12 protein-coding genes are annotated in these 14,328 nt (G+C 59.7%); 4 read left to right on the top strand and 8 right to left on the bottom strand.

Going from position 1 to position 14,328, the window contains the following annotated elements:
- Positions 1-74: 74 nt before the first annotated feature.
- The 4 genes from AQS8620_RS17115 to AQS8620_RS00325 form a co-directional block, all read right to left on the bottom strand.
- On the bottom strand, positions 75-218 hold the full coding sequence (locus AQS8620_RS17115) for a hypothetical protein (RefSeq protein WP_200809574.1): 144 nt from the start codon (positions 216-218) through the stop codon (positions 75-77).
- Between the two features lie 158 nt (positions 219-376).
- Positions 377-775: an 8-oxo-dGTP diphosphatase MutT gene (gene mutT, locus AQS8620_RS00335; RefSeq protein ID WP_085834838.1), complete on the bottom strand. Its 399-nt coding sequence runs from the start codon at positions 773-775 to the stop codon at positions 377-379.
- Position 776: 1 nt separating this feature from the next.
- Positions 777-2,018, bottom strand: a complete 1,242-nt coding sequence (argJ, locus tag AQS8620_RS00330) for a bifunctional glutamate N-acetyltransferase/amino-acid acetyltransferase ArgJ (RefSeq protein WP_085834837.1) — start codon at positions 2,016-2,018, stop codon at positions 777-779.
- Between the two features lie 21 nt (positions 2,019-2,039).
- Positions 2,040-2,942 (bottom strand): peptidylprolyl isomerase, encoded by a 903-nt coding sequence (locus AQS8620_RS00325; protein WP_085834836.1) that lies wholly within the window; start codon positions 2,940-2,942, stop codon positions 2,040-2,042.
- Between the two features lie 179 nt (positions 2,943-3,121).
- Between AQS8620_RS00325 and secA the strand changes: the two genes are divergently transcribed.
- The 3 genes from secA (at position 3,122) to AQS8620_RS00310 (ending at position 8,613) form a co-directional block, all read left to right on the top strand.
- Complete coding sequence (gene secA / locus AQS8620_RS00320; RefSeq protein ID WP_085834835.1) at positions 3,122-5,821, top strand: preprotein translocase subunit SecA; 2,700 nt, start codon at positions 3,122-3,124, stop codon at positions 5,819-5,821.
- Positions 5,822-6,042: 221 nt separating this feature from the next.
- Positions 6,043-7,020: a hypothetical protein gene (locus AQS8620_RS00315; RefSeq protein WP_085834834.1), complete on the top strand. Its 978-nt coding sequence runs from the start codon at positions 6,043-6,045 to the stop codon at positions 7,018-7,020.
- A 36-nt stretch (positions 7,021-7,056) separates the two neighbouring features.
- Positions 7,057-8,613 (top strand): phosphate ABC transporter substrate-binding/OmpA family protein, encoded by a 1,557-nt coding sequence (locus AQS8620_RS00310; protein ID WP_085834833.1) that lies wholly within the window; start codon positions 7,057-7,059, stop codon positions 8,611-8,613.
- 1 nt (position 8,614) lies between these two features.
- Here AQS8620_RS00310 and radC read toward each other — a convergent pair whose 3' ends face one another.
- The 3 genes from radC to dnaK all read right to left on the bottom strand — a co-directional run bounded on the left by radC (position 8,615) and on the right by dnaK (position 12,629).
- A complete protein-coding gene (gene radC / locus AQS8620_RS00305) occupies positions 8,615-9,376 on the bottom strand; it encodes a RadC family protein (protein WP_085834832.1) in 762 nt (253 codons plus the stop codon).
- A 92-nt stretch (positions 9,377-9,468) separates the two neighbouring features.
- A complete protein-coding gene (gene dnaJ / locus AQS8620_RS00300; RefSeq protein ID WP_085834831.1) occupies positions 9,469-10,623 on the bottom strand; it encodes a molecular chaperone DnaJ in 1,155 nt (384 codons plus the stop codon).
- Positions 10,624-10,706: 83 nt separating this feature from the next.
- Positions 10,707-12,629, bottom strand: coding sequence for a molecular chaperone DnaK (gene dnaK, locus AQS8620_RS00295; RefSeq protein WP_085834830.1), 1,923 nt, complete (start codon positions 12,627-12,629; stop codon positions 10,707-10,709).
- A gap of 170 nt (positions 12,630-12,799) precedes the next feature.
- On the opposite strand from dnaK, the gene AQS8620_RS00290 reads away from it, so the two are divergent.
- Positions 12,800-13,462, top strand: a complete 663-nt coding sequence (locus AQS8620_RS00290) for an alpha-ketoglutarate-dependent dioxygenase AlkB family protein (protein WP_085835326.1) — start codon at positions 12,800-12,802, stop codon at positions 13,460-13,462.
- Here the strand turns inward: AQS8620_RS00290 and AQS8620_RS00285 are convergent.
- A complete protein-coding gene (locus tag AQS8620_RS00285; RefSeq protein WP_085834829.1) occupies positions 13,459-14,280 on the bottom strand; it encodes an ABC transporter permease in 822 nt (273 codons plus the stop codon). The genes AQS8620_RS00290 and AQS8620_RS00285 overlap by 4 nt on opposite strands.
- Positions 14,281-14,328 lie beyond the last annotated feature (48 nt).

Below are 14,328 nucleotides of genomic sequence, written 5' to 3'. Positions count from 1 at the left end.
TAAGCTTGAACTTGGGCAATAAAAAAGGCAGGGAAAAATCCCTGCCTTTTCGAAATCTGGATCGCTGGTAAGTCTTAGGCGACTTTACGTTCGTAAGAGACCGGTTTGCCTTCAAAGGTGCGGTCGCCGACGCGAACGACAACTTTGCCGTTGCTTGCTTCGGACACAAACGTCCCCTGAACGGAGATGTAATTACCGAGTGTGATCGTGCGCATCATGTCGTTATCTCCTCAGAGTGTTTTGGCTGCGTTAAGTATTTATACGGCGAAATCCTTAACAAATCACCAAAAAAAACGACACATTTCCGTCATAATTGCGCAAATGTTGAGCAATACGTAATAATCAACGCTTAAGATGGCACCAGGCGCCGATTTCGCTAGAGCCATTCCCGCAGGATCGGAATCAGCGGAATATCGGCGGGGGGCATGCGATAGTCGCGCAAATCAAGCGGGCGCACCCATTTGAGGACCTGCCCTTCTTTGGGCTGGGGGATACCGTTCCATTTGCGGCAGGCAAACAGCGGCATCAGCAGGTGGAATTCCTCGTAGCTGTGCGAAGCGAAGGTCAGCGGCGCAAGGCAGGAGTTCCAGGTTTCGATGCCAAGTTCCTCATGGAGCTCGCGCACCAGGGCTGATTCCGGCGTCTCGCCCTCTTCTACCTTGCCGCCGGGAAATTCCCACAGACCGGCGAGGGATTTGCCTTCGGGGCGCTGCGCAAGCAGCACGCGCCCCTCGATGTCGATCAACGCGACGGCGGATACCAGAAGCGTCTTCATCTTAGGACCGGTAGTCGGCGTTGATGGAGATGTAGCCATGGGTCAGATCGCAGGTCCAGACAGTTGCCGCCCCGCCACCAAGCCCCATATCCAGCCCGATGACCAGTTCCTCGCCCTTCATATAGGCCGCACCGGCATCCTCGGAATACTCGGGCGAGACCCAGCCGTTTTCCGCCACAAGAATGTCGCCAAAGCGGATGGTCAGCAGGTCGCGTTCGGCCTTTGCGCCCGACTTGCCCACAGCCATCACCACGCGGCCCCAGTTGGGATCTTCGCCCGCGACGGCGGTCTTGATCAGCGGGGAATTGGCAATCGCCATCGCAACCTTGCGTGCATCCGCATCGCTGTCTGCGCCGCTGACGCGTACCTCGACGAATTTGGTCGCGCCCTCGCCGTCTTTGACCACCTGATGGGACAGGTCCAGCATCACACCGTGCAGCGCGGTTTCAAAGGCCTGCGCCTGGGCGGTGCCCTCAAGGATTTCACTGCCGGCTTTGCCCGTGGCCGCCATCAGCAAGGTGTCCGAAGTGGAGGTGTCGCTGTCGACGGTGATGCAGTTGAACGTCGTGTCAGAGGCGCGGCTGACCATTTTTTGCAGCAAGGGCTGCGCGATTTTGGCATCGGAGAAAATATAGACAAGCATCGTGGCCATGTCGGGGGCGATCATCCCTGAGCCTTTGGCGATGCCGGCAATTTTGACGGCGCTGCCGTCGATATCCACGGTTGTGGTCGCGCCTTTGGCAAAGGTGTCGGTGGTCATGATGGCGCGGGCGGCTGCTTCGAGCGCGTCCGCCTCAAGCCCGGCGTTGAGATCCTCAAGCTTGGCTGTGATGCGCTCCCATTTCATCGGCTCACCGATGACACCGGTGGAAGAGGTAAACACCCGCTGCGCGTCCAGCCCCATGGCATCCGCCGTGGCTTTGGTGATCGCCGCGACAGCATCAAAGCCGTTCTTGCCGGTAAAGGCGTTGGAATTGCCAGCGTTGACAAGAATCGCAGCACCACCGTCCGTCGGGCCGTTGATCTTGTCCTGACAGTCCAGAACCGCCGCAGAGCGCGTGGCGGAGGTGGTAAACACCCCCGCCATCACGGTGCCTTCGCATAATTCGGCCAGCATCACATCGACGCGGCCTTTATAGCGCACACCTGCCTCAAGGGCGCAAAAACGCACCCCCTCGATCACCGGCATCTTCGGAAAGCCCGATTTGGGCGCGAGCGGGGATACGGAGGTGATTTTAGCCATGATATGCGCTTTCTGTAGCGATCAGTTGTCGAGCAGGTCGGTGTCGGTCAGCTTGGAGGTGTCAACCTCGCTTGCGGCGGTCTGGGTGATGGTCGCGTCCGCTTCCAGCGCGGCGAGACGGTCTTCGATCACCTGCGTTTGCACCTCAGCCGTCAATTCGTCGCGCACATCGTCCAGCGTGGGCGCCTCGGCAAGGCGGGTTTCGAGCAGCTTGATCACATGCCAGCCGAACTGGGTCTGGACGGGGTCGGAAATATCGCCCTCCTCCATGTCGACAACAGCCGCCTCGAAGGGTTCGACCATCATGCCTGCGCCAAACCAGCCAAGGTCGCCGCCGTTGGGTCCGGTCGGGCCAGTGGAATTGTCTTTCGCAAGGTCCCCGAAATCGGCCCCGTCGCGAGCTTCCTGGCTCAGCTTGGCGGCTTCTTCTTCGGTTTCGACCAGAATATGGGCGGCGTGATATTCGCGGCCCGCTTCGAATTCGGCGTATTTCGCATCATAGGCGGCGCTCAGGGCGTCGTCTGTCACACCGGCGGTCGCAATCTGTTCAAGCGTAGCGGCGGCGATTTCCGAGCGGCGGGTATTTTCAAGCTGGAGTTGCAAGCGTGCGCTCAGATCATCGCCCAGCGACTGTTCCAGCAGGGTTTGCTGGATGAGTTGCTGCAAGATACCGTCGTACAGAACATCTTCGGGCAGGGTTTGATACTGCGCGGGCAGGGCCAGACGCGCGACGATCAGGTTGCCAAAGGTGATATCCGTGCCGTTGACCGAGGCGACGACCGTGTCGGCGCTGGGGGCGGGGCGGGTCTGCGGGGCAGTTTCAGTTGTGGTCTCGGGAGTTGCGGCGTCTTGTGCAAACGCGGGCATGGCAGCGGCAATCAGAGAGGCTGCAAGAACTGTGCCCTGTGCAAAGCGGTTCAACATCGAATGGTCCTTCCCGGCACTTCATTTAGTGCCCAAAGTTGACAGTATATGCTGGGACCCTTAAATCGCTCAGTGGACCGAGAAAAGGAGCCGATCGCGCCTGTTTGTATGGGGAGACCGGCAAGGGGGCAATCCCCACCGACACACGATCCCGTCAAATAGCACCGAGCGGAGAAAACATGCTGGGCATTGGAACACTCGCCAAGAAGGTCTTTGGCACGCCGAATGATCGGAAAGTCAAAGCCACAAGGCCGATCGTGGCCAAAATCAACGCCTTGGAGTCCGTGTTCAGCCCACTCTCCGATGAGCAACTGAAGGAAAAGACGGTCGAATTCAAAACCCGACTCGCGGCAGGCGAAAGTCTGGATGCGCTGTTGCCGGAAGCCTTTGCCAACTGCCGCGAAGCCGCGCGCCGTGCGCTGGGGTTGCGGGCCTTTGATACGCAGCTGATGGGCGGGATTTTCCTGCATCAGGGTAACATTGCCGAGATGAAGACCGGTGAGGGCAAAACGCTGGTCGCGACCTTCCCGGCCTATCTCAACGCGCTGACCGAAAAAGGTGTGCATGTCGTCACGGTGAACGACTACCTTGCGCGCCGCGATGCGGAATGGATGGCCAAGGTGTTCAACATGCTGGGCATGACCTGTTCGGCGATCTACCCTCACCAGCCCGAGAGCGAAAAGCGCGCGGCCTATGCCAGCGACGTGACCTATGCCACGAACAACGAGCTGGGTTTTGACTACCTGCGCGACAACATGAAGTCCGAGCTAAATCAGATGATGCAGCGCGGGCACAATTTTGCGATTGTCGATGAGGTCGACTCGATCCTGATCGACGAGGCGCGCACGCCGCTGATCATTTCCGGCCCTTCCGAAGACCGCTCGGACCTGTATCTCACCATCGACAAGCTGATCCCGCTGTTCCAGCCGGAGCATTACGAGATCGACGAAAAGACCCGTCAGGTCACGATTACCGAAGAGGGGAACGAATTCATCGAGGGCCTGCTGCGCCAACAGGATTTGCTGCCCGAGGGTCAGACGCTTTACGATCCTGAAAGCACGTCCATGGTGCATCACGTGAACCAGGCGCTGCGTGCGCATACGCTGTTCCAGAACGGTCAGCACTATATCGTGCGCGACGATGAAATCATGCTGATCGACGAGCACACCGGCCGGATGATGAGCGGGCGCCGCCTGTCCGAGGGGTTGCATCAGGCGATTGAAGCCAAAGAAGGCGTTTCGATCCAGCCCGAAAACATCACCCTCGCCTCGGTGACCTTCCAGAACTATTTCCGCTTGTACGAAACCCTGTCGGGCATGACCGGTACGGCCACCACCGAAGCCGAAGAGTTCATGGAAATCTACAAACTGGGCGTGGTTGAAGTGCCGACCAACCGCCCGATCCAGCGCGAAGACGGACATGACCGCGTCTATCGCTCTGCCAAAGAGAAATTCGATGCAGTCGTCAAGGCGATCCAGAAGGCGCACGAAAAGGGCCAGCCGGTGCTTGTGGGCACCACGTCGATCGAGAAATCCGAGATGCTGTCGGAAATCCTGAAATCCGCAGGCGTTGCGCATAATGTGCTCAATGCCCGTCATCACGAACAAGAAGCCGAAATCGTGTCCGATGCGGGCAAGTTCGGTGCAGTGACCATCGCCACCAACATGGCGGGTCGCGGCACGGACATCCAGCTGGGCGGCAATGTCGATATGAAGGTGATGCAGGCGCTTGCCGCCGATCCTTCCGCCGATCCCGATGCGTTGCGCAGCAAGATCGAAGCCGATCACGCGGGCGAAAAACAGCGCGTGCTTGATGCGGGCGGCCTCTATGTTCTGGCCACCGAACGCCACGAAAGCCGCCGGATCGACAACCAGCTGCGCGGACGCTCGGGCCGTCAGGGCGACCCGGGGAAATCTTTGTTCTTCCTGTCGCTGGACGACGACTTGATGCGGATCTTCGGGTCCGAGCGGTTGGACAAAATGCTGTCCTCGCTGGGCATGAAAGAGGGCGAGGCCATCGTGCACCCTTGGGTGAACAAGTCGCTCGAAAAGGCACAAGCCAAGGTCGAGGGGCGCAATTTCGACATCCGCAAGCAGTTGCTGAAGTTCGACGATGTGATGAACGACCAGCGCAAGGTGATCTTCAAACAGCGCCGCGAAATCATGGAAGCGCAGGATCTGGCGGAAATCGTTGCCGATATGCGCCACGAGGTGATCGATGATCTGGTCGATGCCGCCATTCCGCCGCGCTCCTACCCCGAACAATGGGATGTCGAGGGGTTGCATGCCGCCGTGGTTGACACCCTGGCGATGGACTTGCCGATCAAGGATTGGGCCGAAGAAGAAGGCGTTGACGAAGAGCAGATCCGCGAGCGGATCGAAGCGGCTTCCGACAAGCTGATGGTCGAAAAAGCCGCCGCTTTCGGTCCCGAGCAGATGCGCCAGATCGAAAAGCAGTTCCTGTTGCAAACCATCGATGGCAAATGGCGCGAGCACCTGTTGACGCTGGATCATTTGCGCTCGGTTGTGGGCTTTCGGGGCTATGCGCAACGCGATCCGCTGAACGAGTACAAGAACGAAGCCTTCCAGCTGTTCGAAAGCCTGCTCAACGGTCTGCGCCAGGAGGTCACGCAAAAACTGTCGCGCGTGCGCCCCTTGAGCGAAGAAGAGCGCAACCAGATGATGCAGCAGATTATGCAGCAACAACAGGCCGCGCAGCAGGCGGTGGATGCAGCTGCGGATCGCTCCGAGGACCAAAACGAAGCGCGTTTGGACGGATTCGACGAGGCCGATCCGGCAACCTGGGGCAATCCGAGCCGGAATGATCCCTGCCCCTGCGGGTCGGGCGAGCGGTTCAAAAACTGCCACGGCCGTCACTAAGCGGTTTGACATGCCTCAAAGGGCCTCGCAGTGCACACTGCGGGGCCTTTTGTCGTTCAGCGGCCAAATTCGCTTTGCTAAGATACATCGAAAATTAAGGATAAATTGACGGGCCGCTCAGGCGACGGGGTCCGACCACAGTCTCGCCCGACCAAAGCCACAGAATTGCCCGACGCATCCTGCACCTTATCCCAAGGTTTTGTCTCGTTAGGGGTTTGGGTATGAATACGCGCAACAGGGTTTTCGCGGTCATCGCGATCAGTGGCATCGTCTATGCCGTCGGGCAGTTTATGGGCGATGGCTATGCAACGGCGGGACATCTGCAATCTGCGCGCGCGGTTGTTCCACAGACGCCCTCGCTGGCCTCCGGTGTGCCTTTGCCGCCTGCTGTGCTCGCGGATCTTGCGCCGCCCCCCGATATTCCGCCGGCCTTGTCGCCGCGTTTGATCGCGCTGAACGACACGGGATCTGTGCCGCGCCTGCTGTCCGACGCGCCCGGTTTTTCCCCGCTCGCGCCACGCTGTGCGCCACAGGCCAGCGCTTTGCCCTCGGATGGCGCGATGATTGCCCTGTCGCTTCGCGCGCTGTGCCACGCCCATGCGCCCGTCCAGATCAGCCACGCCGGGATGCGCTTTAGCGAGACCCTGGACGAAAACGGCTCATTGGCGCTCGTGATGCCCGCGCTCGAAAGCGCGGGCGAGGTAACATTCCGGTTTCTTGACGGCACTGAGGTCGTGACCAAGACCGAGATGTTCACCCTGGCGGGATATCGCCGCTCGGTGCTGCAATGGTCGGGCGACGCGGGCTTTCGCCTGAATGCCTTTGAAGGGGGAGCCGCCTATGGGCAAGACGGGCATGTGTCGCCCCAGATGCCGCGCGATCCGCAAACCGGCGTGGCGGCGACGGGTGGGTTTTTGACCCTCCTTGGCAGCGCAACGGGCGCGGATGCGCTGCACGCGCAGGTCTATTCTTTCCCCGCAGATCGCGCGCCTGCCGATCTCGACGTGCGTGTCGAGGCCGAGGTGGACGTCAGTGCGACGACCTGCGGGCGCACGCTTGCGGCGCAGGCGCTTGTGATGAACGAGGATGGCAGCCGGCAAATGTTGCCCGTTAGCCTGCCCATGCCTGTCTGCGACACCTCCGGTGGTTTCATCAGCTTGAAAAACCTCTTTGACGACCTGACATTCGCGCAAAACTAACGTAGTCAGAACGGATCTGACGGCGGGGCGCGTTTCATGCGAATAATCAAGGCGGTTCTGGGTGTCGCTCTTTGGGGGCTGACGCTGTCGGTGGCACAGGCGCAGGATATTTCGCTGGTGTCGCGTGACGGCGCGGTGCGGATCGACGGTGATTTTCGCAGCTTCGACGGACAGTTTTATCGCGTTGAAACCGAATTCGGAATTTTGACGGTGGACAGCGCGGGCGTCGATTGCGACGGGCCGGCCTGTGTCGACGTCGGGTCCTATGTCGCCGATGTGCGCCTTGTTGGGGCGACCGCGATCGGGGATCGCTTGCTGCCCGCGCTGGTAAGCGGCTTTGCCCAGGAGCAAGGCCTGCTGGTCAACCGTCGCACCCTCTCGCCACAAACCATTCTTTTGGAATTGCGCAAGAGGGACGATGACACGCCGGTGGCGGATTTTACCATCACCCTCTCGACCAGTGCCGCAGGGTTCGCAGCCTTGGCTGCCGATGAGGCCGATATCGCCCTGTCGCTGCGTGACGCTACACGTGACGAGGTGTCCGCCGGGCTTGCGGCGGGGATCGGGCGCCTGCATGACGCGCGCCGCAGCCGCGTGTTGGCGCTGGATGCGCTGGTGCCCTATGTCGCGCCTGCCAATCCGGTGTCCGCGATTTCCTTGCGCGATCTCTCGGGGGTTCTGGCCGGTGAGATCACCAATTGGGCCGATCTTGGGGGCGCGGAGGCGCCGATTTCGGTCCATGTCGGTGTCGATGGCGATGCCTTGGCACTGGATGCAACGGCCACTGTGCTTGCGCCGTTTGGCAAGTCCTTGGGCGGATCGGTGATTGCGCATTCGACCCAAGCCGGTGTGACCACGGCTCTGCGCCAGGACCCCTATGCCTTGGGTTTGGGTAGCCTGTCGGCCCCGATGGGCGCGAAACCCTTATCGCTCACGGGGGCGTGCGGGTTCCACGCCTATGCCACGGCGCCGCTGGTCAAGGCCGAGGATTACCCGCTTTTCGCGCCGCTCTATGCGTTCACACCCGCCCGGATTTTGCCAAAAATCGCGAGCGACTTTCTTGATTTCATCGCCGCGCCAGCGGCACAGGAAGTCACCCGTGCGCAGGGGTTTGTGGATCAGGGGCTCGTGACCATTCCAATGCGTGATCAGGGCGCGCGCCTGTCCAATGCCATTCGCGCTGCCGGGCCGGACGTGTCCTTAAGCACCCTTCAGGGGGTGGTTGCGGCGCTTGAGGGGGCAGAGCGGCTGTCGATGAGCTTTCGCTTTACGGGCGGATCGAGTGAACTGGATGCGCAGTCGCGTTCGAACGCAAGTGCCTTGGCGCGTGCGATAGAAACCGGCGCATTCGATGGCCGCAGCGTGATCTTTGTCGGGTTTTCCGACGGGGCAGGGGCGGCATCGCTGAATCGTCAACTCTCCGAGCGGCGCGCACAGGCGGTTGCGCGCCTTGTTGAGCGGCTGGCGGTCACCTATGACCCGTCTCGGGTCTCCCTGAGCGTCAGCGGGTATGGTGAGGCGCTGCCGATCGCCTGTGACGATGCGGCGTGGGGTCGCGATCTCAATCGGCGCGTCGAAGTTTGGCTGCGCTGATCTACAGATACCCCTGCGCTTGAAAGCTGAGTTCGCGCGATTTCCCGATAATTAGATGGTCGTGCAGCACGATATCCAGAGCCTCAGCCGCATCGCGGATCTGGCAGGTCATCGTGATATCGGTGTCTGACGGTGTGGGATCGCCGGAGGGGTGGTTATGTACAAGGATCAGCGCAGAGGCGTTGAGTTCCAGCGCCCGTTTGACGATTTCGCGTGGATAGACGGGCACATGATCGACGGTGCCGCGCGCCTGTTCCTCATCGGCGATCAACACGTTTTTCCGGTCCAGAAACAGCACCCGAAACTGTTCGGTTTCGCGGTGGGCCATCGTTGTGTGGCAATAGTCGAGCACGGCATCCCAGCTGGAGATGACATGTTGCTGCATGACTTTGGCCCGCGCCAGTCTTTGAGCTGCGGCTTCGATCAGCTTGAGTTCGTGGATGACTGCCGGGCAGACATTCTCGACCTCGCGCAACCGGCTTTCAGGGGCAGAGACAACGCGATTGAAGTCGCCAAAGCGCTGCATCAATTTTTCCGCCAGCACCGTAACCTCCGCTTTGGGGATCGCACGGAACAGGACCAGTTCCAAAAGCTCGACATCCGGCACCGAAGCGGCGCCAGAGGTTGAAAAGCGCTCTTTTAGCCGCTTGCGGTGATCTTTGATGATGGAAGGTGCGCGCGGAGGCATCGAGATGGGGCGCGCGTTATCCAGATCAAAGAGCCATTGCGGCATTTCAGCGAAATGTGAGGTGCGGACTGTCATGCCTTAGCGTCACCCGATTCTAATGAATCAAGTGTTAACGATGAGCTAAGATTTTTGCAGAAACGGGTGTGAAAAAGGGCGCTCTCGCGCCCTTAACTCTTCATGCCATCCCAAAAGCTTTTCACTTTCCTGAAGAAAGTGGAGCTTTCGGGGTTATTGTCGGCGTCGATTTCCTCGAAGGTGCGCAGCAATTCTTTTTGCTTTGCCGTGAGGTTAACGGGCGTTTCCACCGACAGTTCGATGAACATATCGCCCACCGAACCGCCCCGCAGCGCAGGCATCCCCTTGCCGCGCAGGCGCATTTGACGTCCCGATTGCGACCCGGCAGGGATTTTCACACGGCTGCGACCGCCATCAATCGTCGGCACCTCGATGTCCCCACCCAAAGCGGCGGACACCATCGACACGGGCACCGTGCAGTGCAGATGCGGGCCTTCGCGTTCAAAGAGCGCATGGGGCGCAACTTCGATAAAGATGTAGAGATCACCCGTGGGACCGCCGCGCATGCCCGCTTCGCCTTCGCCAGCAAGACGGATGCGCGTGCCGGTTTCAACGCCGGCGGGGATGTTCACGCTGAGCGCGCGATCTTTTTCGATCCGTCCCGCGCCACCACATTTGGTGCAGGGGTCTTTGATGATCTGCCCCATGCCCGAACAGGTCGGACAGGTGCGCTCTGTGGTGAAAAAGCCTTGTTGCGTGCGCACCTTGCCCATGCCTGAACAGGTCGGGCAGGTTTGCGGTTCGGCCCCGTTCGCCGCCCCCGTGCCTGAGCATTTGTCACAGGACACAGCCGTGGGCACGTTGAGCGATTTCTGGATGCCGGTGTAGGCTTCTTCGAGGTCGATGCGCAGATTGTAGCGCAGGTCGGATCCCCGCACAGCACGCGAGCGCGCACCGCCGCCCCGTTGACCGCCCATAAAGTCGCCAAAGAGGTCGTCGAACACATCGGAGAACGCAGAGGAGAAATCCCCCTGCTGGCCACCGTAGCCGCCACCGGGCCGCCCGCCACCCATGCCGCCCTGTTCAAAAGCGGCGTGGCCGAAACGATCATAGGCGGCTTTCTTGTCGCCGTCTTTAAGCGTGTCGTAGGCCTCGTTCACCTCTTTGAACTTGGCTTCTGCGTCGGGGTTGTCCTTGTTGCGGTCGGGGTGAAACTCCATCGCCTTTTTGCGATAGGCTTTCTTGAGCTCATCCGCAGACGCGCCCTTCGATGTTCCCAGAACCTCGTAGAAATCACGTTTAGCCATGGTTGTTCGGTACCCTTCCGGGAAAAGTCGCGCAGGCGGGAAAAACCCCCGCCAACGCGTTTTTCCTCAAGCCAAGCAGCGCCTTAGCGCTTGTTGTCGTCGAGATCTTCGAAGTCGGCATCGACGATGTCATCGTCGCCATGACCCGCAGAAGACCCTTCCGCATCGACATCCTCGGGCGCGCCCTCGGCTTTGTCTTGCTCGGCTTTGTAGATCGCCTCACCCAAACGCATGGCCGCTTCGGTCACGTTCTGGATGCCCGAGCGGATTTTGCCCGCGTCTTCGGTTTCCAGTTGATCCTTCAGCGCGGCGATGGCCAGTTCGATCGCTTCGATGGTGGTCGGGTCCACCTTGTCGTTGTGCTCTTCCATCGACTTTTCGGTCGAGTGGATGAGGCTCTCGGCCTGGTTTTTCGCCTCGACGAGGTCCTTGCGGTCCTTATCGGCTTCGGCGTTTTCTTCGGCGTCTTTCACCATTTTCTCGATGTCGGCATCCGACAGACCACCGGAGGCCTGGATCGTGATCCGGTGCTCTTTACCCGTGCCTTTGTCCTTGGCACCCACTTCGACGATACCGTCGGCGTTGATGTCAAAGGTCACTTCGATCTGGGGCAGGCCGCGCGGTGCGGGCGGAATGCCTTCCAGGTTGAACTGGCCGAGCATCTTGTTGTCTGCCGCCATTTCACGCTCGCCCTGGAAGACGCGCAGTGTCACGGCGTTCTGGTTGTCTTCCGCAGTCGAGAAAACCTGGCTCTTTTTCGTCGGGATCGTCGTATTGCGGTCGATCAGACGGGTGAACACGCCACCGAGCGTTTCGATACCCAGGCTGAGCGGCGTCACGTCGAGCAGCAGAACGTCTTTGACATCGCCCTGCAAAACACCGGCCTGGATCGCAGCACCCATGGCCACGACTTCATCGGGGTTCACGCCCTTGTGGGGCTCTTTGCCGAAGAATTTCGTCACTTCCTCGATCACTTTGGGCATGCGGGTCATACCGCCGACCAGAACGACCTCGTCGATGTCCGAGGTGCTCAGACCGGCATCTTTCAACGCGGCCGAGCAGGGTTTGATCGAGTTCTTGATCAGATCGCCCACAAGGCTTTCCAGCTTGGCACGGGTGAGTTTCATCACCATGTGCAGCGGCTGGCCGGTCGCGGCGTTCATCGAAATGAACGGCTGGTTGATTTCGGTCTGCTGCGAGGAGGACAGTTCGATCTTGGCTTTTTCAGCAGCTTCCTTGAGGCGCTGAAGGGCCATTTTGTCTTTGGTCAGATCGACGCCATGCTCTTTTTTGAATTCGTCCGCGAGGTAGTTCACGATGCGCATGTCGAAGTCTTCGCCGCCAAGGAACGTATCCCCGTTGGTCGATTGCACTTCGAAAACGCCATCGCCAAGCTCGAGGATGGTCACATCGAAGGTCCCGCCGCCAAGGTCATAGACGGCGATGGTTTTCGTGTCGGATTTGTCCAGACCGTAGGCCAGTGCGGCAGCGGTCGGCTCGTTGAGGATCCGCAGCACTTCGAGGCCGGCGATTTTGCCAGCGTCTTTGGTGGCCTGACGCTGGGCATCGTTGAAGTAGGCGGGCACCGTGATCACGGCCTGCGTCACTTCCTCGCCCAGGTAGGACTCAGCGGTTTCTTTCATTTTGCCCAGGATGAAGGCAGAAATTTGCGAGGGCGAATATTTCTCGCCGCGCACCTGCACCCAAGCGTCGCCATTGCCGCCATCGACCACGTCGTAGGGCAGGTTCTTTTTGTCTTTCGCGATGTGCGCATCGTCGGAACGACGGCCAATCAAGCGTTTTACTGCGAAAACAGTGTTGTCGGGGTTGGTGACAGCTTGCCGTTTGGCAGCTTGACCGACCAGACGTTCGTTGTCGGTGAACCCGACGATGGAGGGCGTCGTGCGCGCTCCTTCGGCGTTCTCGAGCACACGCGGCTGCGAACCATCCATGATGGCAACGCAGGAGTTGGTGGTCCCGAGGTCGATACCGATGACTTTGGCCATGCTCAAAATCCTCTCTTAGGCGATGTTGTAAAGACGGGCCCGTTCAGGCACCCGCCCTGGATCCCAATGTTGAATGGTTCAAGCCGACTGACCTGAACCGCGCTTCGGAGCGTATATAAGGAGGGGGATTTGCCCCTGCAAGCCGCGTGAGGCAAATGGATTTGCGAAAAATGGCTGGTTTTGTGCAGAAAGAGGGGATGAAGGTGGAAAATGAACAGCAAAGTGGCGCTATTTTGGATCTTGGCGGGCTTTTGGTGCATCGCGGATATCTTGCAAAACCCGCGTGTCAGTCGCTTGTGGCGCAGTTGCGCGATGTCATTCGCGCCGCGCCGCTGTTCTCACCGATCACCCCGTCGGGCAAATCCATGTCGGTGCGCATGACCTCGGCGGGGCGTTTGGGCTGGATCGCGGATGCGCGCGGGTATCGCTATAGCCCGACCCACCCACGCGGCACGCCGTGGCCTGCCATCCCCGAGGCGGTGCTGTCCATCTGGCGCGATCTTGTTGGCGGGAATCGCCTGCCGGATTGTTGTTTGCTCAACTTTTACGGGGAAGGCGCGCGTATGGGGATGCACCGCGATGCGGATGAGGCGGCCTATTCCTATCCGGTTGTGTCGATATCACTCGGAGACGACGGACTCTTGTGCGTGGGCGGACTTGCGCGCGGTGGAAAAACGGCACGTCACTGGCTGACCTCGGGCGATGTGGTGGTGATGGGCGGGGCTGCGCGCCTTGCCTATCACGGGGTTGATCGTATCCGCTTTGGCTCCAGCAGCTTGCTGCCCAAAGGGGGACGCATCAACTTGACGCTGCGTGTCGTGGGGGCGGATTAGCGGCCCGCAGACCAGCTGGCCGAAACGCGTTTCCGGGTAAAGAATTCGCCCAAAAGCCCAAGGGTGAACAGCGTAAGCGAAAAATAGACCGCATATTGCCAGTTCGAATGGTGCGGCGTGTAGTTCACAAAGGTAAAGCCGCGCGCCTGATCAATCGTGTGAAACAGCGGGTTCCACGAAAACATTGCCAAAAGATACCCGGGCGTCTGGTTCGCGACGAACATCTTGCCCGAGGTGATCATATTGGCGCGGGTGTACACGTTGGACACGATGCCGGTAAGCTTGGGGAACCACGGCTTGACCGCCAGAAACACCATCCCGATGGAACAGCCCGAAAACCACGCCAAAAGCAGCATGCCAAAGGCGGACAACGGATGCTGGAAGGTGACCGGATGCCAGCCGACATCATAGGCAAACAGGATGACAAAGATCGACAGAACCTGTGTGTAGAGCACCGAGAGCGCCGAGGACACGATGGCGATGGCGGTGTTCATCGGCGCGTGCTGCATCATCGGCGAGGCGGGGCCTTCGGTGCCAAACACCGAGGAAATGGATTTATTGTGGCAGATGAACAGGAAAATCCCCGACATGATATAAAGCATGAAGTCGCCGCGAATGGCGCTGCTTTTGAGGCCGAGGATCGAGAACATGAAGTAGAAGGTGAGCACGAGGATCACGTTCTGCATCAGGTTGTTGGCAAGCCCGAGCAACGGGTTGCCATGGCTTTTGCGCAGGTGGCGCACCGTGTTGTGGAAGATCAGCGTCAGGATGGAAAACGCCGCCGTCCAGCCGCTTTGGCGTTGGGAATATTGAAACATTGACCTGCCGCGTTGCGCATTAGTGCCCAAGTGGGGCGTGGGGACCAT

It is taken from the genome of Aquimixticola soesokkakensis, from assembly GCF_900172375.1.
GTDB classification, from domain to species: domain Bacteria; phylum Pseudomonadota; class Alphaproteobacteria; order Rhodobacterales; family Rhodobacteraceae; genus Aquimixticola; species Aquimixticola soesokkakensis.
Note: the sequence above shows the minus strand (reverse complement) of the source record. Positions and strands in the feature narration are given on the sequence as shown.